This is a genomic window from Streptomyces cinerochromogenes (assembly GCF_014648635.1).
Lineage (GTDB): Bacteria > Actinomycetota > Actinomycetes > Streptomycetales > Streptomycetaceae > Streptomyces > Streptomyces cinerochromogenes.
In genome coordinates this window covers 262110-284771 of the sequence record NZ_BMRM01000008.1, presented here as the reverse complement: position 1 = coordinate 284771, position 22662 = coordinate 262110, and the positions used below count along the sequence as shown (strand labels likewise).

The following is a 22662-nucleotide window of genomic DNA, read 5'->3' as shown; positions in this document are numbered from 1 at the left end:
CCCGGACCCGCAGGGAGCACCCCGCATGCATGACGACCGCACTCTGGTGGAAGCCCGCCTCAGGCGCGTCCTCGACGAACGTATCCGCCCTGCCGTATACCCCGAGTCCGTGCCGCTGCGGGCAGCGGTGTGGCACGCGCCCGGCGAACCCGTACCCGTCGCGGAGGGGCTCGCCGCGGAGCCCGAGCCGATCGAGGTGGGCGCCCGGTGGGGTGCCCCCTGGGGCACCAGCTGGTTCCGGGTGACCGGGACCGTGCCCGAGGCGTGGGCCGGGCGGACCGTCGAGGCACTGCTGGACCTGGGCTTCGACGAGAACATGCCCGGATTCCAGTGCGAGGGCCTGGTCTACCGGCCCGACGGCACCCCGGTGAAGGGCCTCAACCCGCGCAACCAGTGGGTGCGCGTCGGCGCCCCCGTCGCGGGCGGCGAGGAGGTGCGGCTGCACATCGAGGCCGCCTCCAACCCGGTCATCCTCGACTACCACCCCTTCCGGCCCACCCGGCTCGGCGACAAGGACACCGCCGGCCAGGAGCCGCAGTACACGCTCACCCGCATGGACCTCGCCGTCTTCGACGAGACCGTGTGGCAGCTGGTCCTGGACCTGGAGGCGCTGGGCGAGCTGATGGCGGAGCTGCCCGTGGACTCCACGCGCCGGCACGACATCCTGCGCGCGGTCGAACGCGCCCTGGACGCCGTCGACCTCCAGGACGTCAACGGCACGGCCGACCGGGCCCGGCAGCAGCTGACCGGCGTGCTGTCCGCGCCCGCCGTGCCGTCCGCGCACCGCATCAGCGCGGTCGGGCACGCGCACATCGACTCGGCCTGGCTGTGGCCGCTGCGCGAGACCGTGCGCAAGGTGGCCCGGACGACGTCCAACATGACCGCGCTCATCGAGGACGAGCCGGAGTTCGTGTTCGCCATGTCCCAGGCGCAGCAGTGGGCCTGGGTGAAGGAGCACCGGCCCGAGGTGTGGGCACGGGTGAAGAAGGCCGTCGCGGAGGGGCGGTTCGTGCCGGCCGGCGGGATGTGGGTGGAGTCGGACACCAACATGCCCGGCTCGGAGGCGATGGCCCGGCAGTTCGTGCACGGGAAGCGGTTCTTCCTCGACGAGTTCGGCGTCGAGAACGAGGAGGCCTGGCTGCCGGACACCTTCGGCTTCGCCGCGGGTCTGCCGCAGATCATCAAGGCGGCCGGCTCCAAGTGGCTGCTGACGCAGAAGATCTCCTGGTCGCAGACGAACACGTTCCCGCACCACACCTTCCACTGGGAGGGCATCGACGGCACCCGGATCTTCACCCACTTCCCGCCCGTCGACACCTACAACTGCTCGATGAAGGGCAGCGAACTCGCCCACGCCGCCCGCAACTTCAAGGACAAGGGCCGGGCCCGGCACTCCCTGGCGCCCACCGGCTGGGGCGACGGAGGCGGCGGCACCACCCGCGAGATGGTCGCCAAGGCGGCCCGGCTGCGCGACCTGGAGGGCTCACCCACCGTCACCTGGGAAACACCGCGCGCGTTCTTCGAGAAGGCCGAGGCCGAGTACCCCGAACCGCCCGTCTGGGTGGGCGAGCTGTACCTCGAACTGCACCGCGCCACCCTCACCAGCCAGGCGAAGACCAAGCAGGGCAACCGGCGCAGCGAACACCTGCTGTACGAGGCCGAGCTGTGGGCGGCCACCGCCGCCGTACGCACCGGATTCCCCTACCCGTACGCGGAGCTGGACCGCGTCTGGAAGACGGTGCTGCTCCACCAGTTCCACGACATCCTGCCCGGCTCCTCCATCGCCTGGGTGCACCGGGAGGCGCGGGCGACGTACGAGCGGGTGGCCGCCGAACTGACCGCGATCACCGAGGCCGCGCAGCGCGCGCTCGCCGGCGCGGGCACCACCCCGCTGGTCTTCAACGCGGCCCCGCACGCCCGCCACGGCGTCCCGGCCCGCGGCGCCGCCACCCCGGCCGAGGCCGGCGCCACCACGCTCGCCCCCCGCGAGGACGGCGGCTTCACGCTGGACAACGGCCTGCTGCGGATCACCGTCGACGCCCGGGGCCTGGTGGTCTCCGCCTACGACCCGGCCGCCGACCGCGAGACCGTCGCCCCCGGCCGGGCCGCGAACCTCCTCCAGCTCCACCCGGACTTCCCGAACATGTGGGACGCCTGGGACGTCGACTCCTTCTACCGCAACACCGTCACCGACCTCACCGACGCCGAGTCGGTCACGGCCGGCGAGGACGGTGCCTCGGTGCGGATCGTCCGGACCTTCGGCTCCTCCCGGGTGACCCAGCTGCTGTCCCTGCATCCCGGGGAACGGCGGCTGCTCATCGACACCGAGGTCGACTGGCACGAGACGGAGAAGTTCCTGAAACTGGCCTTCCCGCTCGACCTGCACGCCGAACGGTACGCGTCGGAGACCCAGTTCGGGCACGTCTTCCGCCCGACCCACACCAACACCTCGTGGGAGGCGGCCAAGTTCGAGGCCTGCAACCACCGCTTCGTCCACCTGGAGGAACCCGGCTGGGGCGTCGCGGTCGTCAACGACTCCACCTACGGCCACGACGTCACCCGCACCGTCCGCGCCGACGGCGACCACGGTACGACCACGACGGTCCGCGTCTCCCTGCTGCGCGCCCCGCGCTTCCCCGACCCCGAGACCGACCAGGGCGTCCACCGCTTCCGGCACGCCCTGCTTCCCGGCGCCGGCGTCGCCGACGCGGTCCGCGAGGGCTGGCGGATCAACCTGCCGGAACGGCACACGACCGGAGCGCGGGAGGTCGCCCCCCTGGTCACCGCCGATCACGACGCCGTCGTGATCACGGCCGTGAAACTCGCCGACGACGGCAGCGGGGACGTGGTCGTCCGCTTCCACGAGGCCCACGGCGGCCGGGCCCGGGCCACGCTGACGGCCGGGTTCCCGGTCGCCGGCGTCACCGTCACCGACCTGCTGGAACGCCCGCTGCCGGACGCCCCGGCACCGCGGGCCGACGGGGAGCGCATCGGCGTACGGCTGCGGCCGTTCGAGCTGGTGACGCTGCGGCTTCGGAGGCGCTGAGGCCGGCGCTAACCGCCCAGCTGGGCCCGCAGCCACTCCTCCACCTCGCCCACATGGGCCGCTGCCGCCGCCCGCGCCGCCTCCGGGTCGCGGGCGGCGAGGGCGCGGTGGATGGCGGCGTGCTCCCGGCGGGTGCGGGCGAAGGCCCCCTCCTCCTGGTAGCCGCGCCAGACCCGGGCGCGGAAGGTGCGCGAGGACAGGCCGTCCAGGATGGCGGCCATGGTCTCGTTGCCGGCGGCCGACGCGATCTCCCGGTGGAAGGCGAGGTCGTGGGCGAGGATCTCCTCCGGGTCGTCGGTGGCGTTCATCGCCGCCAGGTGCTTCTCCACGGCGGCCAGCCGGTCGTCGGTGATGCGTGCGGCGGCCAGCGCGGTCGCCGTCGACTCCAGGATCCGGCGCACCTCCAGCAGCTCCACCAGCCGCGGACCCCGCGACAGGTCGGCGACCACCCCGAAGGTCTCCAGCAGATCGCCGGCCTCCAGCGCGGTGACGTAGATACCCGAGCCGTGCCGCGCCTCCAGGACGCCCATGACCGTCAGCGCGCGGACCGCCTCCCGCATCGAGCTGCGGGAGATGCCCAGCCGGGCGGCGAGTTCCCGTTCGGTGGGCAGCCGCTGGCCCGGCTCCAGCCGGCCCTCGGCGATCATCGCCTTGATCTCCTCGATGGCGCGCTGGGTCACCGTGCCCTTCTGCGGGGCTCCCTCGTCCACGCCATTCCTCCAGTCACCGGGTGCGTCGCAGTCTAGCCAGTCAAGTGGTCCGACCACTACGAGGCGGATTCCGGATTTCTCGGTGCACGAGGCTGTCCTGGCGTCCAAGTGGTCTGATAAGTATGCGGCGTCTGCTCGAACACCCTCGACGAGGAGCCGCCAGATGCCCGTCCGCACAGTGAGGAAACGCAGCAGGTCCACGATCACCACCGGCACGGCGGCCCTGGCCGTCTGCGCCTCGCTTCTGCTCGCCGCCTGCGGCAGCACCAAGGACACCGCGAGCGCGGGCAGCGGCGGCACCGGCAAGGTGGGCGTGATCCTGCCGCTGCTGACCTCGCCGTTCTGGCAGTCGTACAACGACTACGTGCCCAGGATGGCCAGGTCCGAGGGGGTCGAGGTGCTGAAGACGGTCAACTCCAACAGCGACCCCTCGCAGCAGATCACCGACATCGACAACGAACTCACCCAGGGCGTCAAGGGACTGGTCGTCGCCCCGCTGGACAGCGCCGCCATCCAGGCCGGGCTCGACCAGGCCGAACGCAGGGGCGTACCGGTCGTCGCCGTGGACGTCGCCCCCGACAAGGGCAAGGTCGCCATGGTGGTGCGCGCCGACAACGTCGCCTACGGCAGGAAGGCCTGCGACTACCTCGGACAGCACGTGCGCAGCGGCAAGGTCGTGCAGATCATGGGCGACCTCGCCTCGGTCAACGGCCGCGACCGCTCCGAGGCCTTCCGCACCTGCGTACGGGAGAAGTACCCCGACCTGAAGGTGCTGGAGATCCCCGCCAGGTGGGAGTCCGACACGGCCGCCGCCAAACTCGACACCCTGCTCAACGCCAACCCCGACATCAAGGGCATCTACCTGCAGGCCGGCGGTGTCTACCTCGCCCCGACCCTGCAGACCCTGAAATCGAAGAACATGCTCAGGACGGCCGGGCGGAAGGGGCACATCGCGATCGTCTCCAACGACGGCATCCCGCAGGAGCTCGACGCCCTCCGCAAGGGCCAGATCGACGCCACCGTCTCCCAGCCGGCCGACGCCTACGCCAAGTACGGCCTCTCCTACATCAGGGCGGCGATGGAGGGGAAGACGTTCAAGCCCGGCCCCACCGACCACGGCTCCACGATCGTCCGGCTTCCCAGCGGCATCCTGGAGGACCAGCTTCCCGCCCCGCTGGTCACCAAGGACAACGTCGACGACCCCCAGCTGTGGGGCAACACGGTCCGATGAGCACACCACTCGTGGAGGCACAGGGGATCGTCAAGCGGTACGGCCCCACCACCGCCCTCGCCGACGGCCGGCTCACCGTGCTGCCCGGCGAGTCCCACGCCCTGGTCGGCCGCAACGGCGCCGGAAAGTCCACCCTGGTGACCATCCTCACCGGCCTCCAGGCACCGGACGCCGGCACCGTCCGCTTCGACGGCGACCCCGCGCCCCCGCTCGCCGACCGGGACGCCTGGCGCCGCAGGGTCGCCTGCGTCTACCAGAGACCCACCGTCGTACCGGAGCTGACCGTCGCCGAGAACCTCTTCCTCAACCGGCAGCCCCGGGTCCGGGGCCGGATCAGCTGGCGCCGGCTGCGCACCGAGGCCGCCGCACTCCTCGCCACCTGGGACGTCCGTGTCGACCCCGACGCCCGCACCGCCGAACTGAGGGTCGAGGACCGCCAGATGGTGGAGATCGCCCGGGCGCTGAGCCTCGGCGCCCGGTTCATCGTCCTGGACGAACCCACCGCCCAGCTCGACAACCGCGAGATCGAGCGGCTGTTCACCCGCATGCGGACGCTGCAGGACTCCGGGGTCACCTTCCTGTTCATCTCCCACCACCTGCAGGAGGTGTACGAGGTCTGCCAGACCGTCACCGTGCTGCGCGACGCCCGCTGGATCACCACGGCCCCCGTCGCCGAGCTGCCCAGGGCCGCCCTGGTCGAGGCCATGGCCGGCGAATCCGTCGCCGAGCCCGCACGGCCGCGCGCCACGGTGACCGCCGCCGCACCTGTCGTGCTCGACGTCCGCGGACTCACCTCCGCCGCGTACCACGGCATCGACCTCACCGTCCGCAGCGGCGAGGTCGTCGGCCTCGCCGGGACCAGCGGCAGCGGCAAGGCCGAGCTGGCCGAGACCCTGGCCGGACTCCACACCCCGGCCGGCGGAACGGCCCGGCTCGACGGCGAACCGCTGCCGTTCGGCGACGTCCGGGCGGCGCTGGACGCGGGCGTGGGCTGCGTGCCCCGCGACCGGCACGAGCAGGGCCTGGTCCCCGGCATGACCGTCGGCGACAACACCACCCTGAGCGTCCTCGACCGGCTCGGCCGCTTCGGCTTCGTCGGCACCGACCGCCGGCGCGGCCTCGCCACCGAGCTGATCGACCGCCTCGGCATCCAGACCGAGGGCCCCGGGCAGCCCGTCTCCGACCTGTCCGGCGGCAACGCGCAGAAGGTCGTCATGGCCCGCGCCCTGGCCCGCGACCCCCGCCTGCTCGTCCTGATCAACCCCACCGCGGGCGTCGACGTGAAGTCCAAGGAGTCCCTGCTGGCCCGCGTGGACAGCGCCCGCGAGGACGGCACCGCGGTGCTCGTCGTCTCCGACGAACTCGACGACCTGCGCCGCTGCGACCGCGTCCTCGTCCTCTTCCACGGGCGCGTCGTCGCCGAGCACCCGGCCGGCTGGCACGACCACGAGCTGATCGCCTCCATCGAAGGAGTGGACCATGGCTGACACCACGGCCCCGCCGCTCACCCCGCCCCGGGTCCCCGACCAGCGCGCGACCCGGACGGTGCTGCTCCGCCGCGCCCGCGAACTCGCCCTCGTCCCCGCGCTGTTGCTGCTCCTGGTGCTGGGCGCGGTGGTCAACGACTCGTTCCTCACCGAACGGAACATCATCTCGATCCTGGGCGCCTCCGCCGCCCTCGCCCTGGTGGTCCTCGCCGAGTCCCTCGTGCTCATCACCGGCAGGATCGACCTCTCCCTGGAGTCGGTCGTCGGCATCGCGCCGGCCGTCGGGGCGCTCCTCGTGCTGCCCGCGGCCCAGTCCGGCTGGGGCACCGAGGTCCCGGCGCCCGTCGCCCTGCTCGCGGTCCTCGCCGCCGGCGCGGCCGTCGGCGCCTTCAACGGCATCCTGGTCGTGCGGTTCGGGCTCAACGCGTTCATCGTCACGCTGGCCATGCTGATCGTGCTGCGCGGCCTGCTGGTCGGCGCCACCAAGGGCAAGACCCTCTTCGGCATGCCCGACAGCTTCTACGCGCTCGCCACCACCACCTTCCTGCACGTCCCGCTGTCCGTGTGGCTCGCAGCCGTCGCCTTCACCGTCGCCGGGGGCGTGCTCAGGTACCACCGCGTCGGCCGCGCCCTCTACGCCATCGGCGGCAACGCGGACGCCGCCCGCGCCGCCGGCATCCGCGTGGAACGCGTGATGCTCGGCGTGTTCGTGACCGCCGGCGTCCTCGCCTCCCTGGGCGGCCTCCTGCAGACCGGGTACGTCGGCGCGATCAGCGCCAACCAGGGCCAGAACATGATCTTCACGGTGTTCGCGGCGGCGGTGATCGGCGGCATCGGCCTGGACGGCGGCAAGGGCACCATGTTCGGCGCCCTGACCGGCGTCGTCCTCCTCGGCGTCGTACAGAACCTGCTCACCCTCGCCCAGGTGCCGTCGTTCTGGATCCAGGCCATCTACGGCGGCATCATCCTCGTCGCCCTCGTGATCGCCCGCGTGACGACGGGCCGCGCCCAGGACTGACATGCCGTCAAACCCGCCTACCAGAAAGGGCATCCGTGTCCGACGCCCCCGCCCGCATCACCGCGGTCGACACCCACGACATCCGCTTCCCCACCTCGCGCGAGCTGGACGGCTCCGACGCGATGAACCCGGACCCCGACTACTCGGCGGCCTACGTCGTGCTGCACACCGACGCCGCCGACGGACTCCGGGGACACGGCTTCACCTTCACCATCGGGCGGGGCAACAACGTCCAGGTCGCCGCGATCGACGCGCTGCGGGGCCACGTCCTGGGCCGCGACGTCGAGGAGCTGTGCGCCGACCCCGGCTCGCTCTTCCGGGACCTGATCGCCGACAGCCAGCTGCGCTGGCTCGGCCCCGAGAAGGGCGTGATGCACATGGCGGTCGGGGCCGTCGTCAACGCCGTCTGGGACCTCGCCGCCCGGCGGGCCGGCAAGCCGCTGTGGCAGCTGCTCGCCGACGCCGACCCCGCCTGGCTGGTCCGCCAGATCGACTTCCGGTACATCACCGACGCGCTCACCCCCGACGAGGCCCTCGCCCTGCTCCGACGCGGACGGGCAGGCGCCGAGGAGCGCCGGGCGCGGCTGCTGGAGCACGGTTTCCCCGCCTACACCACCTCGCCGGGCTGGCTCGGCTACGACGACGACAAGCTCGGCCGGCTCGCCGCGCAGGCCGTCACCGACGGCTTCCGGCAGATCAAACTCAAGGTCGGCGCCGACCTCGCCGACGACATCCGCCGCTGCCGGGCGGCCCGCGCCGTCATCGGCCCCGACGTGCGGCTGGCGATCGACGCCAACCAGCGCTGGAACGTGGACGAGGCGATCCGCTGGACCAACGCCCTCGCCGAGTTCGGCCCCTACTGGATCGAGGAGCCCACCAGCCCCGACGACGTCCTCGGCCACGCCGCCATCCGCCGCGCCGTCCACCCGGTGAAGGTCGCCACCGGCGAACACGTCCACAACCGGATCATCTTCAAACAGATGCTCCAGGCCGGAGCCCTCGACATCGTGCAGATCGACGCGGCCCGCGTCGGCGGGGTCAACGAGAACCTCGCCATCCTGCTCCTCGCCGCCAGGTTCGGCGTCCCCGTCTGCCCCCACGCCGGCGGGGTCGGCCTGTGCGAACTCGTCCAGCACCTGTCGATGTTCGACTACCTCGCCGTCTCCGGCAGCACCGAGGACCGGGTCATCGAGTACGTCGACCACCTCCACGAGCACTTCGTCACCCCGGTCGTCATCCGCGACGGCCACTACACGGCACCCACCGCGCCCGGCTTCTCCGCCGCCCTGCGCCCGGAGTCCATCGCGCGCTACACCTACCCCGGCGGCACCTACTGGGCCGCCGACCCCGACACCCGGAAGGGACAGGCCGCATGAGCGACTTCACGGGGCTGCGCGCCCTGGTCACCGGTGGCGCGTCCGGCATCGGCCGGGCCACCGCCGACCTCCTCGCCGAGCGCGGCGCCCAGGTCGCCGTCCTCGACCTGGACCCGGCCCGTGTGGAGAAACCGCTCCTCGGCCTGCGCGCCGACGTCACCGACGACGCCTCGGTGCGTGCGGCCGTGACCGAGGCCGCCGAGGCACTGGGCGGACTCGACATCCTCGTGAACAACGCGGGCATCGGCGCCCAGGGCACCGTCGAGGACAACGACGACACCGAGTGGCGGCACGTCTTCGACGTCAACGTCCTCGGCATGGTCCGCACCGCCCGCGCCTGCCTGCCGTACCTGCGCCGCGCCGCCACCGCCCGTCCGGGCACCGTGGCCATCGTCAACACCTGCTCCATCGCGGCCACCGCGGGCCTCCCCCAGCGCGCCCTGTACAGCGCCACCAAGGGCGCCGTGTACTCCCTCACCCTCGCCATGGCCGCCGACCACGTCCGCGAGGGCATCCGCGTCAACTGCGTCAACCCCGGTACGGCGGACACCCCCTGGATCGGCCGGCTGCTGGACGCGGCCGAGGACCCGGCCGCCGAACGCGCCGCCCTGGAGGCCCGCCAGCCCCTCGGACGACTGGTCTCCGCCGCCGAAGTCGCGGGCGCCATCGCCTACCTGGCCGGCCCCCTGTCCGGAGCCACCACCGGCACCGCCCTCGCCGTCGACGGCGGCATGCAGGGCCTGCGGCTGCGGCCGGCGGCGGACCGGTGACCCGGCTGGGACGCAGCGGCGTCGAGGTCACCCCCCTGGGCTTCGGCGCCGCTGCCCTCGGCAACCTCTACACCCCGGTGAGCGACGAACAGGCCCATGCCGCGGTCCGGGCCGCCTGGCAGCGCGGCATCCGCTACTTCGACACCGCCCCCCACTACGGCCTCGGCCTCTCCGAACGCCGCCTCGGCGCGGCCCTGCGCGCCTACGACCGCGCCCGGTACACGGTCTCCACCAAAGTCGGCCGCCGCCTCGACCCCGCCGACGGCACCGGCGACGACCTCGCCCACGGCTTCGCCGTACCCGCCACCCACCACCGCGTCTGGGACTTCACCGCCGACGGCGTCCGCCGCACCCTGGAGGCGAGCCTGGAGCGCCTCGGCCTCGACCGGGTCGACCTCGTCCACCTCCACGACCCCGACGACCACGCCGAACAGGCCTTCCGTGAGGGCTACCCGGCCCTGGAGAAGCTCCGCGCGGAGGGCGTGGTGGGGGCGATCGGCGCGGGCATGAACCAGGCGGAGATGCTCACCCGGTTCGTCCGCGACACCGACGTGGACGTGGTGCTCTGCGCGGGCCGGTACACCCTCCTCGACCAGGGCGCGGCGACGGAGCTGCTGCCCGAGGCCGAACGCCGGGGCGTGTCGGTGGTCGTCGGCGGCCCCTTCAACTCCGGCCTGCTGGCGGACCCGACGCCCCGGGCGACGTACGACTACACACGGGCGCCGCAGGAGTTGCTGGACCGTGCCGTGCGCATCAAGGAGGTCGCCGAACGCCACGGCACCACCCTGCGCGCCGCCGCCCTGGCCTTCTGCTCGGCCCACCCGGCCGTGGCGAGCGTCCTGGCCGGCGCCCGTACCGCCGCCGAAGTCCACGACTGCGCCGACCAGTTCGAGGCGACGGTCCCGGACGCCTTCTGGCGGGAACTGCACGAGGCCGGCCTGCTGCCCCCCGCCCTGCCCGTCGTACGGGAGCTGCCGTGACCGTGGACGCCCACCACCACGTCTGGGACCTCGCCGTCCGCGACCAGGACTGGATCCGGGGGCCCGAACTCGCCGCGCTGCGGAAGAACTTCGGCCTCGCCGACCTGGAGCCGGAGGCCCGGTCCGCGGGGGTCGACCGTACCGTCCTCGTGCAGACCGTCACCGCCGCCGAGGAGACCCCCGAGTTCCTCGCCCTCGCCGCCGGGCACGGCCTGGTCGCCGGCGTCGTCGGCTGGACCGACCTCACCCGCCCCGACGTCGCCGACGAACTCGCCCGGCTGCGCGCGCTCCCCGGCGGCTCCTTCCTCAAGGGCGTCCGGCACCAGGTGCAGGGCGAACCCGACCCCGAGTGGCTGCTGCGCCCCGACGTCCTGCGCGGCCTGGCCGCGGTGGCCGACGCCGGCCTGGTCTACGACCTCGTGGTCCTGCCCCACCAGCTGCCGGCCTGCGTGAGGGCGGCCGCGGCGCTGCCCCGGCTCACCTTCGTCCTCGACCACCTGGGCAAGCCCCCCGTCGCCTCCGGGGACCGGGAACCCTGGGCCTCGGGCCTCCGTGCCCTCGCCGCCCTCCCGAACACCGTCGCCAAACTCTCCGGCCTGGTCACCGAGGCCGACCCCGCCTCCTGGACGACCGAGGACCTCCGCCCGTACACCGACGCCGCCCTGGAGGCCTTCGGCCCCGGCCGTCTGATGTTCGGATCGGACTGGCCCGTGTGCACGACGGCCGCCACCTACACGCGGGTGCACGACGTCGCACGGGAGCTGACCTCGGCGCTCGGCCCGGCCGAGCGCACCGCGTTGTTCGAGACCACCGCGGCCCGGGTCTACGACCTCTGAGCCACGCCCGCCAGCCGCGTCGGCGGCAGGTACTCCCGCACGAACGTCCGCTCCCAGCACGCCCCCGTCTCCCGCAGCTCCCGCCAGCTCGTGTACCGGTACCGGAACAGCCGGGCCCGGACATAGCGGGGCGGGGTGTCCGGCGGGAACGGGGAGCGGCGCAGCAGCCTGAGCGTGTCCCGGTCGTTCTCCAGCAGGCGTTCCACCAGCGCCCCGAACCATTCCCCCGCATAGCCGGGCGACAGCGCCGCGAACCACATCAGCCAGTCCAGGCGCAGGTGGTAGGGGGCGAACTGGCGCGGCCAGCGCCGGGGATCCCCGGGCTTGCCCCGGAACGCGTACTCCCGCCAGTCGGAGTCCGCGCGCGGGGTGTCGTCCAGGGTGCCCTCGACCACCACCTCGTAGCGGATCCGGCTGACGCTGCCGAACGCGCCGTAGGTGTTCACCAGGTGCAGCGGGTCGAAGGAGCGGTTCATGATCTGGCGGCGGGAGACCATGTTCGCCACCGGGCGGTAGCTCAGGAGGACCAGCAGCGCGGCGACCGCGAGCACCAGCACCTCGTACCACAGCGGCGCCGCCGGCACCGGCGGCGCGGTCGCCGGCAGCCGGAGCGCGGACACGGCCAGCACGATGGTGATCCAGTTCAGCCAGGAGAAGTTCCCGGAGAGCACCAGCCACAGCTGGGTGACGATCATCAGGGCGGCGGCGGCCGAGGCGATCGGCTGCGGGGTGAACAGCAGGACCGGCACGGCCAGCTGGGTGACGTGGTTGGCGGCCACCTCCACCCGGTGCAGGGGCCTCGGCAGATGGTGGAAGAACCAGCTCAGCGGGCCCGGCATCGGCTGGGTCTCGTGGTGGTAGTCGAGGCAGGTCAGCTTCCGCCAGCAGGCGTCGCCCCGCAGCTTGATCAGTCCGGCCCCGAACTCGACCCGGAACAGGATCCAGCGCAGCAGGAACAGCACGACGACCGGCGGCGCCACCTCGTCGTTGCCGAGGAACGCGGCGAGGAAACCCGTCTCCAGCAGCAGCGACTCCCAGCCGAACGCGTACCACGTCTGGCCCACGTTGACGATCGACAGGTACAGCGCCCACGGCACCAGCCACAGCAGGATCCCCGCCCACAGCGGCAGCGCGGAGTCCGCGCCGGCCAGCAGGGCCGCCGACACCGCGCAGCCCGTCCAGGCGCAGGCCGCGAAGAAGCGGTCGGAGTAGCGCAGGTGGAACAGGCTCGGCGCGCGCCGGAAGCGCACCCGGGCGGTGAAGCGGGGGATCGGCAGCATCCCGCGCTCGCCCAGCAGGGCCCGGAACTGCAGGGCCGCCGTCAGGAACGCGACCAGGTACACGGCCGCCAGAGCCCGCTGCAGAACCAGCCGGCTCAGCCAGTAGTCGGGTGCGGTGAACCAGTCCACGGCTGTGCGTGCCTCCTGTGCGGGTACACCGGCGCGGCTGTCGTCACGACGTTCCCCGAGTTGCCAGGCAAACCTGAGCAATGCCAACAATAGGGCGTAATCACCCACAGTGATGCGGAGTGTGCGGTGCGGATACCCACCCGATCCATCCCCACGGTCTGCGCGCTCATCATGGCGCTGCTGGCCGCGGGCTGCGCCGGCTCCGGCGTCAAGCAGACCAGGACGGGGGAACTGGTCTGGCTGCAGGCCGCCGGCGAGCGAGGACCCGAGCCCTTCACCGAACCCACGGACACCGGCGCCTTCAGGACGGGGTCCCCCCGGAGCACCGCCCGGGTCCAGTCCGGTGACGTCGAGGCGCCCCTGCGCGCGACCCGCAGCGTGTCCGGCGCGACACCCGGTCTGTACCGGGGCACCCCCCGCGTCGCCGGCTGCGACGTCGAGCGGCACGTGCGGTACCTGGCGGCGGACGAGGCCAAGGCCGAGGCCTTCGCCCAGGCGGCCGGCGTCCCCCGGTCGGCGCTCCCCGGCTATCTGCGCGGCCTGACCCCGGTCGTGCTCGGCGCCGACACCCGTGTCACCAGCCACGCCTACCGCGACGGCCGGGCGGCCCGCTACCAGGCCGTGCTGCAGGCCGGGACCGCCGTCCTGGTCGACGACCGGGGCCTGCCCCGGGTCCGCTGCGCCTGCGGCAACCCGCTGGAGCCGCCCGCGCCGACCCGCGGCGGGGCGGGCGCCCGCGGCACCCCGTGGGCCGGCTACCGGCCGAACCAGGTGGTCGTGGTGACCCCGGCGTCCCGGCCTGTCACCAGCATCACCCTGGTCGACGCCGCCGGGCGCACCTGGATCGAGCGCCGGATCGGCCCCGACGTGCGCAGGGACCGGGTCGTACCCCCGCCGGCACCGGCCACCGCCACCCCGGCCACCCCCCACCCGGCCACGACCGCCCCGGCCACCACCGGCGCCGCCACCACCCCCGGCCCGGCCGGCCCCGCCCCCGGCGCCACGGGCACCGGTCCGGCCGGCCCCGGTCCCCCGGGGCCCGCCCCGACCGGCACCGCGCTCGCCGCTCCCGGGACGGATCCCGGGGCAGCCCCCCGGACAGCTCCCGGGACGGCTTCCGGGGCGGCCCCAGCGGACCGGCTCGCCGACCAGGTCGAATAATCGGCCGGACCCTGGCAGTCTGGGCCCCATGGCCCACCAGGGAGCGAGCGCCGCCCTGTCCCTCCCGGAGGACTGGCCCGCACACCCGGACCCGATCCTCGCGCTCAACCGCATGGGCAGCTTCGACTGGGACCTGGACGCCGGTCTCTTCCACATGGACGCCCAGGCCTTCGCCGTGTTCGACCTGCGGCCCGAGGAGTACGACGGGCGCCCCGAGACCCTGGCCCTCCGGGTGCCGCCGCCGGAGGCCGCCCGGCTGGACGCGGCGGTCGCCCGGGCGATCAAGGACGGCAGTGAGAACTACGGCGCCTACTTCCGCATCCGCTGCCGCGACGGCACCATGCGCTGGACGCACACCCAGGGCTACATCCGGCGCGACGACACCGGCCGCCCGCGCCGGGTCGTCGGCATCGTCCGCGACGCCACCGAGGAACTCGCCGACAGCTCGGCCCGCAGCCTGCGGGCCGCCCAGGACCAGGCCTTCCGGCAGCAGACCGGCGTCGTCCAGGTGATCTCCGCCGCCCTCGCCCACGCCCGCAGCGTCCAGGACGTCATCGACGTCCTCAAGGACACCCACGGCGTCCGCCACCTGGGCGCGGCCAGCCTGGTGATGGGCCTGGTGGAGGCGGGCCGGATCCGGCTGGTGGCCGAGGGACCCGCGGGCAGCTCCGTCCCCGGCACCCGCATCACCCGGATCGACGAGCCGTACCCGATGAGCGAGGTCGTCCGCACGCTCACCCCGCGGTTCATCGAGTCCCCGGAGGAGTTCGCCGCGTGCTACCCGATCCTCTGGCCGCACATCACCGACCTGCACATCACCTCGGCCGCCTATCTGCCCCTGATCGCCCAGGCCCGCCCGATCGGCGGGATGGGCCTGCTCTACGACGACCGGCGCGGCTTCTCCGCGGAGGAGCGCGCCGTCCTCGTCGCGCTGGGCAGCAGCATCGCCCAGAGCCTCATGCGGGCCATGCTCTACGAACAGGAGAAGGACCTCGCCCAGGGCCTCCAGCAGGCCATGCTGCCCCGCACCATCCCCCGCGTCCGCGGCGCCGACGTCGCGGTCCGCTACCGCTCGGCGGCCCTCGGCCGGGACATCGGCGGGGACTGGTACGACCTGATCCCGCTGCCCGGCGGCCGGGTCGGCGCGGTCATCGGGGACGTCCAGGGCCACGACACGCACGCGGCGGCCGTCATGGGCCAGCTGCGGATCGTGCTGCGGGCCTACGCCGCCGAGGGCCACACCCCGGCCACCGTGATGGCCCGCGCCTCGGTCTTCCTGCACGAACTCGACACCGACCGGTTCGCCACCTGCCTGTACGCCGAGGCCGACCTGTCCACCGGAGTCGTCCAGATGGTCCGCGCCGGGCACATCGACCCGCTGGTCCGGCACAGCGACGGCAGCTGCACCCGGGTCCCCGTCGAGGGCGGGCTGCCGCTCGGCCTGTCCGCCGAGTTCGGCCGACTGGAGTACCCGGTCGCCACCCTGGAACTCGACCCCGGGCACACCCTGCTGCTGTGCACCGACGGCCTCGTCGAACAGCCCGGGACCGATCTCGACGACGGCATGCGCGGCCTCGCCGCGCTCATCGGGGACGGCCCGGACGAGGTGGACGAACTCGCCGACCTGCTGATCCGGCGGTCCGAGGAGCAGGGCGGCGACGACGACGTGGCCCTGCTCCTGCTGCGCCGCAACGCCCCCGGGACCGCGCGCGCCGCCGGCCGGCTCCGGCAGCACGTCGCGGCAGGCGATCCCGAGGCGCTCATCCGGGCCCGGCACATGATCCGCGCCGCGGTGCGCGCCTGGGGCGCCCGTGACCGCGCCGACGAGATCGAGCTGGCCGCCGACGAGCTGATCACCAACGCGCTGCTGCACACCGAGGGCTCCGCGATCGTCACCCTGCGGGCCCTGGTCGGCAGCGACCGCCGGCTGCGCATCGAGGTCGAGGACTCCTCCAGCGCCCTGCCGCGCCGCCGCGAGGCGGGGCAGGACGGCGTCTCCGGCCGCGGTCTGCTCCTCGTGGACCGGCTCGCCGACGTCTGGGGCGTGGAGGCCCGCGGCGGCGGCAAGGCGGTCTGGTGCGAGTTCCGGCTGCCCTAGGACCGTTGTCGGTGCCGGATGGCACTCTGGACGTATGCCGGAACTGCCCGAGGTAGAAGCGCTGACGGACTTCCTCACCGAGCACCTGGTCGGACGGCGGCTGGTGCGGGTACTGCCGGTCGCCGTCAGCGTTCTGAAGACCTACGACCCCCCGGTCACCGCCGTCGAGGGCGCCGAGGTGACGGCCGTGCGCCGGCACGGCAAGTTCCTGGACGTCGAGACGGACACCGGCCTGCACCTGGTGACCCATCTGGCCCGCGCGGGCTGGCTCCAGTGGAGGGACCGGCTGCCCGACGGCCCGCCCAAGCCGGGCAAGGGGCCGCTGGCGCTGCGGGTGGCGCTGGAGACCGGCGAGGGCTTCGACCTGACCGAGGCCGGCACCCAGAAGCGCCTCGCCGTGTACGTGGTCCGGGACCCCCGGGAGGTCCCGGGCGTCGCCCGCCTCGGCCCCGACCCGCTCGCCGCCGACTTCGACGAGCACCGCTTCGCCGCCCTGCTCCGGGAGGAGCGGCGGCAGCTGAAGGGCGCCCTGCGCGACCAGTCCCTGATCGCGGGCGTCGGCAACGCCTACAGCGACGAGATCCTGCACGCCGCGAGGATGTCCCCGTTCAAGCTCGCCGCCTCCCTGACCCCGGAGGAGACCCACCGGCTGTACACGGCGCTGCGCGACACGCTGGCCGAAGCGGTCGAGCGGTCCCGGGGAGTGGCGGCCGGCCGCCTGAAGACGGAGAAGAAGAGCGGCCTGCGCGTCCACGGCCGTACCGGCGAGCCCTGCCCGGTGTGCGGCGACACCATCCGGGAGGTCTCCTTCAGCGACTCCTCGCTCCAGTACTGCGCGACCTGCCAGACGGGCGGCAAGCCGTTGGCCGACCGCAGGCTGTCCCGCCTGCTGAAGTGAGCCCCGGCTGGTGCCGTCACCGTGCCCCGACGGTGACCAGCAGCTTTCCCTCCGCCGTGCGGATCTCGTAGCGGGCGATCTGGTCCGGGTGCATCGAGGCGGCGCCCATCGTGGTGGTGGGCCGGGCGCCCTCGCCGGGGTTGGTCCAGCCCGCGACGACCTGTTCCGTGCCGTCGCGGCCGACCGCGACCAGCCGGCAGGTGTGCGCCCCGGAGCCGTCCTTGACCTCCAGCCGCAGATCGCTGCCCCAGTCCTGGTCGGCGGAGGTGACCCGCGCCCACACCCCGGTCCGCGGATCGGTGGCCGCCGTGACCCGGGCGGCCGGCTCCTCGTGGCCGGCGAAGGCCACGATCCCGGGACCGGCCACGGCCAGCACCACCGAGGCGGCCAGGCCGTACAGCAGCCGGCGGCGCCGTGCCCGCTGCCGGCGTGCCAGGTCGCCGAGCAGCCGGTCCAGCAGCCGGGGACCGGGCTGTGCCATGGGGTGCACGAAACGCGGCGTGGCCCGGCGGTACAGCATCAACTGCCGGGTCGCGGGCCCGAACTCGGTCACGCGTGCCGCGCACTGAGGGCACTCCATGAGGTGGTCCTCGAAGCGGAAGGCCTCCGCCTCGTCCAGCACGCCGAGCGCGTACGCGCCGACGTCGCGATGCCTTTCCAGGGACCTCATGCCGAATCCTCGTGCCGAAGGGTGGGGGAAGGGTTACTCGTTGCTCCCACCCGTACGCAGCCGACCGCCGAATCACTCAAGCCGCGCAAAGAATCACGGACAAGAGATTCGGAGCGGTCCGGCCCGCGGATTGGTGTGAATTCCGGGACGTTCAGAAGAGGTGGATCGCGAGGTGGCCGAGGGGCAGGCCGAGCCGCCAGGCCGGGGTCCACACCTTCGGTCCGTCGTCCTCCCCGAGGGCCCCGCCGCCGGGCACCGCGTCCAGGTCCGGGGCGAGCAGCTCGGTCTCCTCCAGCCACCGCCAGGCGTCCTCCGCCAGCGCCAGGTCGGGGCTGGGGGTGCCGGCGCGGGCCGCCCGGTCCGTCAGCTCGGCCATCCGTTCGCGCACCCAGTCCCGCCACGGCTGGTCGTAGGCGGTCAGGGACAGCCAGTTCTCCAGTTGGGAGATCACCCGGATGCCGGACAGCTCCCCGTCGGTGTCGGACAGGAAGACGGTCAGCGCCAGGGCGTCCCGGCCGGCCCGGAACTCGAAGGACGTCGGCGGCATCAGATCGCCGGTGCGCAGCAGTTCGTCGGCGATGTACTCGGCGTACAACCAGGCCATCGGGACGGCCAGTTCACCGCCGCCGGTGCCGTCCGTGCTCTCGTGACCTCTGTGCGGCATGCCCTTCCTGCCCTTCCTCCGGTACCCGCGCGTCGCCCGAATCCCGGGCCCGGCCCCCGACCGGAACGCGCATGAGGACAGCCCATTGCCCGAACGGGGGCCGCAGCAAGGCGCTTTACCAAGGCTTTGCTCAGGCTCCGGTTTCACCGCAGGTCGGCGGCGTAACCCGGAAGGACCCGGCGCAGGGCGCGCAGCGCGTAGTACGCCCGGGATTTCACGGTACCGGGTGGAATCCCCAGGGTCCGCGCCGCTTCCGCCACACTGGCCCCGAGGAAGTACACGAGTACCAGGACGTCACGGTGCTCCGGCGTGAGTGTCTTCACAGCCTCCCGGACATCGAGCATCGCCGCGGCCCGTTCGGCGTGGTCGGCGGTCACCCGCGCGTTCTCGGGGACCTCGTCGCCGGTCTCGGGCGGCCGCGCGTCCCGGGCCCGCCGGGCGTCGATGGCGAGCCGCCGGGCCACGGTGAGCAGCCAGGGCCGTACGGAGTCGTAGTCGTCGGCGTGCAGCGCCTCGGGATGCTGCCAGGCGCGCACCAGGGTCTCCTGCACGAGGTCCTCGGCGCGCTGCCGGTCTCCGTCGCAGAGCCTGAACAGCAGGGCGAACAGGAATCCGCCGTGCTCGCGCTGGAGCGCGGCCAGCTCGTGCTCGGCGGTCGTCGCCCGGTGGGTGAGTGAGGTTCCGGCCGTCATGGCCGTATCGCAGCGCAGGGCGCGGCCGGCGGACAGGGGGCGGACCCGGCCCTGCGACGGACGGTCGATCGCGTCGGCGAACGGTCGGCCGAGCGGGCCGACAGGACACCGGACGGGCTAATGACCCCACCCGGTCTGTTTATCCGGCACATCAGCTTCATACCCATATGCCCGTCACGGCTTCGTCTGTATATACGACAATCCTGGGGTGAGCTGATGATCGGACGCAGACAGCAGGTGGCCCTGGCCCTGACCGCCGTCCTCGCGGCCGGGGCGGCCTGCCAGAACCAGCACCGGGACTCCGGCGCCCAGTCAGGCGCGGCGCCCACCGAGGCCCGCGGCTTCACCCTCGTCGCCTCCGGGGACGTCCTGCCGCACACCTCCGTCATCGAACGGGCCGCCTACGACGCCGACGGCGGCGGCCACGACTTCCGTCCCATGCTGGCCGGCGTCCAACCGGTCGTCTCCCGCGCCGACCTGGCGCTGTGTCACATGGAGACCGTCTACGGCGCCGACGGCGACTACGCCGGCTACCCGGTCTTCAAGTCCCCGCCGCAGATCGCCGACGGCCTCGCCGCCACCGGCTACGACGGCTGCTCCACCGCCTCCAACCACGCCCTCGACGACGGCGCCGCCGGCATCCGGCGCACCCTCGACGCCATGGACGGGGCCGGCCTCCGGCACGCCGGTACCGCCCGCAGCGAGGCCGAGGCCCGTACGGTCACGATGCTGCGGGCCGGCGCGGCCAGGGTCGCCCACCTGTCGTACACCTTCGGCACCAACGGCAACCCGCTGCCGCCCGGACAGCCCTGGGCGGTCAACCTGATCGACGCCGACCGGATGATCGCCGACGCCCGTGCCGCCCGGAAGGCCGGCGCCGACGTGGTCGTGCTCTCCGTGCACTGGGGCACCGAGTGGCAGGACCAGCCCGACCGGCTCCAGCTCTCCCTCGCCCAGCGGCTCACCGCCTCCGCCACCGACGGCCACCGGGACATCGACCTGATCCTCGGCACCCACGCCCACGTCCCGCAGGCGTACGAGAAGGTCAACGGCACCTGGGTGATCTACGGGATGGGCGACCAGATCGCCGGCGAGATGTACAACGGCGACGGCGCCCAGGACCCGCGGGGCAACGAGTCCACCCTCGGCCGCTTCACCTTCGCCCCGCCCGCCCGGCCCGGCGAGGCCTGGCGGGTCACCAAGGCCGAGTTCGTCCCGCAGCTGTACGACCTCGACGCCGGCCGGGTCGTCAACCTCAACCAGGCCATCGACCGGGGCGCCGAACTGCAGGCCCGGCGCGACCGGATCAGGCAGGTGGTGCTCAGCCGCGGAGCCGCCCAGGACGGCCTGGTCATGGGGGAGTGACCGGCGTCCCGCTCACTCGGCGGGCCGCCGGACGGCCAGCACCGAGCGCCGGTAGGAGTAGCCGAAGTAGATCACGCAGCCGATCACGAACCACACCGCGAACCGCACCCAGGTCTGCCACTGCAGGAACGTGATCAGCCAGATCGAGAAGAGGACACCCAGCGCGGGCACGACCGGCATCCCCGGCGTCCGGAAGGTGCGCGGCAGCTCCGGCTGCCGGTAGCGCAGCACGATCACCGCCACGCACACCACCACGAACGCCAGCAGGATGCCGATGTTGGTCAGCTCGGCCGCCTCGCCGATCGGTACGAACCCGGCGATGACGGCCGAGGCCAGCCCCACGATCCAGGTCACCCGGGTCGGCACGTGCCGCGTCGGGTGCGTCTTCGCGAACCACCGGGGCAGCAGTCCGTCCCGGGACATCGAGAACCACACCCGGGTCACGCCCAGCATGAACGTGAACATCACCGTGAGGATGCCGATGATCGCACCGACCGCGATCACGTCCGCCAGCGCGCCCAGGCCCACCGACTTGAACGCCGTGGAGAAGCCGCTCTCCTTGTCGATGTCCTTGTAGTTCTGCATGCCCGTCAGCACCAGACAGGCCGCCGCGTACAGCACCATGGAGATCACCAGCGAGTAGATGATCGCCTTCGGCATGTGCCGCTGGGCGTCCTTCGACTCCTCGGCCGCCGTCGACATCGCGTCGTAGCCGAACACCGCGAAGAACACCGTGGCGGCGCCGGTGAACGCGCCGGTGATGCCGAACGGGAAGAAGGGGTGGTAGTTGCCCGTGTTGATGTGGAAGGCGCCCACCCCGATCACCAGCAGCACCACCAGCACCTTCAGCGCGACCACGAACGTCTCGAACCGGGCCGCGCTGCGGATGCCCTGGTTCAGCAGCCAGGCGATCAGCAGACACAGCAGGGCCGCGAACAGGTCGACCCGGTGCCCGGACCCGGTGCCGGGCGCGCCCAGCATCCACCGCGGCAGATCGGCACCCATCTCCTCGACCAGGAAGCTGAAGTAGCCGGAGATGCCGATGGCGACCACGGCCACGATCGCGGTGTACTCCAGCAGCAGGTCCCAGCCGATGAACCAGCCCGCGAACTCGCCGAGCACCGCGTACCCGTACGTGTAGGCCGACCCCGCCTTCGGGATCAGGCCCGCGAACTCGGCGTACGACAGCGCCGCGCACGCGCTCGCGACACCGGCGATCAGGAACGACACCAGCACCGCGGGCCCGGCCGTACCGTTCGCCACCGTGCCGGCCAGCGTGAAGATGCCCGCGCCGATGATGCCGCCCACGCCGATGGCGGTGAGCTGCCAGAGCCCCAGCGACTTGTCCAGCCGGGTGCCCTCGCCGACCTCGGTCTCCTCGATGTGCTCGATGGGTTTGCGGCGGAGAATTCCCTCACCCGCGCGGATCCCGGCCATGCGTCTCACCTCTTCGCCCACGGCAACGGCTGACGGCCGATCATGATGGCTCAGGGCCGCCGCCCAGGGAAGACGCCACGCACGGCCGGCCCGGGGTCCGGTGCCCGCCGCCGGCCGTCCCGCCGCCCTACGGCACCACCGTCACCGGCCAGCGTCCCGCCTTCACCAGCCGGACCGCCACCGAGCCGATGATCCGGTGCCCGGCCTGCTCCGAGGCGCCCACCACCACCGCGTCCGCCTTCAGCTCGTCCGCCGCCTGCACCAGCCCGTTGTAGGGATCCCCGCGGAAGGTGTGGAACTCCCAGCGCACCTCGAAGATCCCCCTGACCCGCTCGGCCGCCTCCCGGATCTGCGCGACCAGGTCCTCGGCGATCTCGTCGGTGGTCTCCGCCACCGGGGCCCCGAGCGCCGCCCCCGCCGCGAGCACCGGCTGGACGTACACCACCGCCAGCAGCGCGTGCTGGCGCCGGGCCAGTCCGCTCGCGTACGCGGCGGCGCGCATCGAGGAGTCGGAGCCGTCCACGCCGACCAGGATGACCTTCGGCCCGTCCGTACCCCGTTCGAACCGGTGAGAGTGCTGCTCGTGCTGTTCCGTCACGGCCGTGAGGCTATCGGAATCAGCGATTCCCCCGGCTGTCCGGGGTCCCGGACCTGATGCACCGTGACCGGCGTGCAGGGGACCCGTGGTTCCGCGCGGGGCACGTGGAGTTCATGTACGTGGAGGGGGCACTCGGAGACCGGACGGCGGCCCGCCACCACGGCGGGCCCGCCGTCCGTGCCGGTGTCCGGCCTCGCCGGAGGGGACGGGGCCGGA

The 22662-nt window shown here is 73.1% G+C and carries 19 protein-coding genes; 12 read left to right on the top strand and 7 right to left on the bottom strand.

What is annotated here, in order from left to right:
* The first annotated feature begins 25 nt into the window (after positions 1-25).
* Positions 26-3046, top strand: a complete 3021-nt coding sequence (locus IEZ20_RS17985) for an alpha-mannosidase (RefSeq protein ID WP_189299692.1) — start codon at positions 26-28, stop codon at positions 3044-3046.
* 8 nt (positions 3047-3054) lie between these two features.
* On the opposite strand, the gene IEZ20_RS17980 is transcribed toward IEZ20_RS17985, so the two are convergent.
* On the bottom strand, positions 3055-3756 hold the full coding sequence (locus tag IEZ20_RS17980; RefSeq protein WP_189299690.1) for a FadR/GntR family transcriptional regulator: 702 nt from the start codon (positions 3754-3756) through the stop codon (positions 3055-3057).
* A gap of 163 nt (positions 3757-3919) precedes the next feature.
* On the opposite strand from IEZ20_RS17980, the gene IEZ20_RS17975 reads away from it, so the two are divergent.
* From IEZ20_RS17975 to IEZ20_RS17945, 7 genes are read left to right on the top strand one after another with little or no spacing between them, the layout of a single operon-like run.
* The gene (locus tag IEZ20_RS17975; RefSeq protein WP_189299687.1) at positions 3920-4987 is read left to right on the top strand and encodes a sugar ABC transporter substrate-binding protein; all 1068 of its coding nucleotides are present in this window, start codon (positions 3920-3922) and stop codon (positions 4985-4987) included.
* Positions 4984-6474: a sugar ABC transporter ATP-binding protein gene (locus IEZ20_RS17970; RefSeq protein WP_189299685.1), complete on the top strand. Its 1491-nt coding sequence runs from the start codon at positions 4984-4986 to the stop codon at positions 6472-6474. The genes IEZ20_RS17975 and IEZ20_RS17970 overlap by 4 nt, the downstream gene beginning before the upstream one ends.
* A complete protein-coding gene (locus IEZ20_RS17965; protein WP_189299682.1) occupies positions 6467-7492 on the top strand; it encodes an ABC transporter permease in 1026 nt (341 codons plus the stop codon). The genes IEZ20_RS17970 and IEZ20_RS17965 overlap by 8 nt, the downstream gene beginning before the upstream one ends.
* Before the next feature lie 35 nt (positions 7493-7527).
* Positions 7528-8868, top strand: coding sequence for an L-fuconate dehydratase (locus tag IEZ20_RS17960; RefSeq protein WP_189299681.1), 1341 nt, complete (start codon positions 7528-7530; stop codon positions 8866-8868).
* Positions 8865-9638, top strand: coding sequence for an SDR family NAD(P)-dependent oxidoreductase (locus IEZ20_RS17955; RefSeq protein WP_189299679.1), 774 nt, complete (start codon positions 8865-8867; stop codon positions 9636-9638). Before IEZ20_RS17960 ends, IEZ20_RS17955 begins: the two co-directional genes overlap by 4 nt.
* Positions 9635-10618 (top strand): aldo/keto reductase, encoded by a 984-nt coding sequence (locus IEZ20_RS17950; protein WP_189299677.1) that lies wholly within the window; start codon positions 9635-9637, stop codon positions 10616-10618. The genes IEZ20_RS17955 and IEZ20_RS17950 overlap by 4 nt, the downstream gene beginning before the upstream one ends.
* On the top strand, positions 10615-11454 hold the full coding sequence (locus tag IEZ20_RS17945; protein WP_189299674.1) for an amidohydrolase family protein: 840 nt from the start codon (positions 10615-10617) through the stop codon (positions 11452-11454). The genes IEZ20_RS17950 and IEZ20_RS17945 overlap by 4 nt, the downstream gene beginning before the upstream one ends.
* Here the strand turns inward: IEZ20_RS17945 and IEZ20_RS17940 are convergent.
* Entirely contained in the window at positions 11442-12863 is a 1422-nt protein-coding gene (locus IEZ20_RS17940) for a lipase maturation factor family protein (protein ID WP_189299672.1), read from the bottom strand. The two genes, IEZ20_RS17945 and IEZ20_RS17940, sit on opposite strands and share 13 nt — an antisense overlap.
* Positions 12864-12989: 126 nt before the next feature.
* Between IEZ20_RS17940 and IEZ20_RS17935 the strand changes: the two genes are divergently transcribed.
* The 3 genes from IEZ20_RS17935 to IEZ20_RS17925 are packed head-to-tail and all read left to right on the top strand — an operon-like array spanning position 12990 to position 17020.
* Complete coding sequence (locus IEZ20_RS17935; protein ID WP_229896121.1) at positions 12990-14024, top strand: DUF6777 domain-containing protein; 1035 nt, start codon at positions 12990-12992, stop codon at positions 14022-14024.
* A gap of 28 nt (positions 14025-14052) precedes the next feature.
* On the top strand, positions 14053-16122 hold the full coding sequence (locus IEZ20_RS17930) for a SpoIIE family protein phosphatase (RefSeq protein WP_189299670.1): 2070 nt from the start codon (positions 14053-14055) through the stop codon (positions 16120-16122).
* 34 nt (positions 16123-16156) lie between these two features.
* A complete protein-coding gene (locus tag IEZ20_RS17925) occupies positions 16157-17020 on the top strand; it encodes an Fpg/Nei family DNA glycosylase (protein WP_189299668.1) in 864 nt (287 codons plus the stop codon).
* Between the two features lie 16 nt (positions 17021-17036).
* Here the strand turns inward: IEZ20_RS17925 and IEZ20_RS17920 are convergent, their stop codons facing one another.
* The 3 genes from IEZ20_RS17920 to IEZ20_RS17910 form a co-directional block, all read right to left on the bottom strand.
* Entirely contained in the window at positions 17037-17690 is a 654-nt protein-coding gene (locus IEZ20_RS17920; protein ID WP_189299666.1) for a zf-HC2 domain-containing protein, read from the bottom strand.
* A 151-nt stretch (positions 17691-17841) separates the two neighbouring features.
* Positions 17842-18354 carry a hypothetical protein gene (locus IEZ20_RS17915; RefSeq protein WP_189299664.1) on the bottom strand — a complete coding sequence of 171 codons (513 nt, stop codon included), beginning with the start codon at positions 18352-18354 and terminating at the stop codon, positions 17842-17844.
* Between the two features lie 143 nt (positions 18355-18497).
* On the bottom strand, positions 18498-19046 hold the full coding sequence (locus IEZ20_RS17910) for a sigma-70 family RNA polymerase sigma factor (protein WP_189299662.1): 549 nt from the start codon (positions 19044-19046) through the stop codon (positions 18498-18500).
* A gap of 216 nt (positions 19047-19262) precedes the next feature.
* Here IEZ20_RS17910 and IEZ20_RS17905 point away from each other — a divergent pair, with 216 nt between their 5' ends.
* A complete protein-coding gene (locus tag IEZ20_RS17905; protein WP_189299660.1) occupies positions 19263-20411 on the top strand; it encodes a CapA family protein in 1149 nt (382 codons plus the stop codon).
* A 12-nt stretch (positions 20412-20423) separates the two neighbouring features.
* On the opposite strand, the gene IEZ20_RS17900 is transcribed toward IEZ20_RS17905, so the two are convergent.
* Both IEZ20_RS17900 and IEZ20_RS17895 read right to left on the bottom strand, forming a co-directional pair.
* Complete coding sequence (locus IEZ20_RS17900; protein ID WP_189299658.1) at positions 20424-21848, bottom strand: amino acid permease; 1425 nt, start codon at positions 21846-21848, stop codon at positions 20424-20426.
* Between the two features lie 127 nt (positions 21849-21975).
* The gene (locus IEZ20_RS17895; protein ID WP_189299656.1) at positions 21976-22446 is read right to left on the bottom strand and encodes a universal stress protein; all 471 of its coding nucleotides are present in this window, start codon (positions 22444-22446) and stop codon (positions 21976-21978) included.
* Positions 22447-22662: the final 216 nt, after the last annotated feature.

Bases quoted from the DNA above. Each gene is read 5' to 3' on its own strand.
- IEZ20_RS17915 (WP_189299664.1), bottom strand. From the start codon at position 18,354: ATGCCGCACAGAGGTCACGAGAGCACGGACGGCACCGGCGGCGGTGAA.
- IEZ20_RS17930 (WP_189299670.1), top strand. From the start codon at position 14,053: ATGGCCCACCAGGGAGCGAGCGCCGCCCTGTCCCTCCCGGAGGACTGG.
- IEZ20_RS17905 (WP_189299660.1), top strand. From the start codon at position 19,263: ATGATCGGACGCAGACAGCAGGTGGCCCTGGCCCTGACCGCCGTCCTC.
- IEZ20_RS17985 (WP_189299692.1), top strand. From the start codon at position 26: ATGCATGACGACCGCACTCTGGTGGAAGCCCGCCTCAGGCGCGTCCTC.
- IEZ20_RS17920 (WP_189299666.1), bottom strand. From the start codon at position 17,690: ATGAGGTCCCTGGAAAGGCATCGCGACGTCGGCGCGTACGCGCTCGGC.
- IEZ20_RS17975 (WP_189299687.1), top strand. From the start codon at position 3,920: ATGCCCGTCCGCACAGTGAGGAAACGCAGCAGGTCCACGATCACCACC.
- IEZ20_RS17910 (WP_189299662.1), bottom strand. From the start codon at position 19,046: ATGACGGCCGGAACCTCACTCACCCACCGGGCGACGACCGCCGAGCAC.
- IEZ20_RS17965 (WP_189299682.1), top strand. From the start codon at position 6,467: ATGGCTGACACCACGGCCCCGCCGCTCACCCCGCCCCGGGTCCCCGAC.
- IEZ20_RS17900 (WP_189299658.1), bottom strand. From the start codon at position 21,848: ATGGCCGGGATCCGCGCGGGTGAGGGAATTCTCCGCCGCAAACCCATC.
- IEZ20_RS17925 (WP_189299668.1), top strand. From the start codon at position 16,157: ATGCCGGAACTGCCCGAGGTAGAAGCGCTGACGGACTTCCTCACCGAG.
- IEZ20_RS17970 (WP_189299685.1), top strand. From the start codon at position 4,984: ATGAGCACACCACTCGTGGAGGCACAGGGGATCGTCAAGCGGTACGGC.
- IEZ20_RS17955 (WP_189299679.1), top strand. From the start codon at position 8,865: ATGAGCGACTTCACGGGGCTGCGCGCCCTGGTCACCGGTGGCGCGTCC.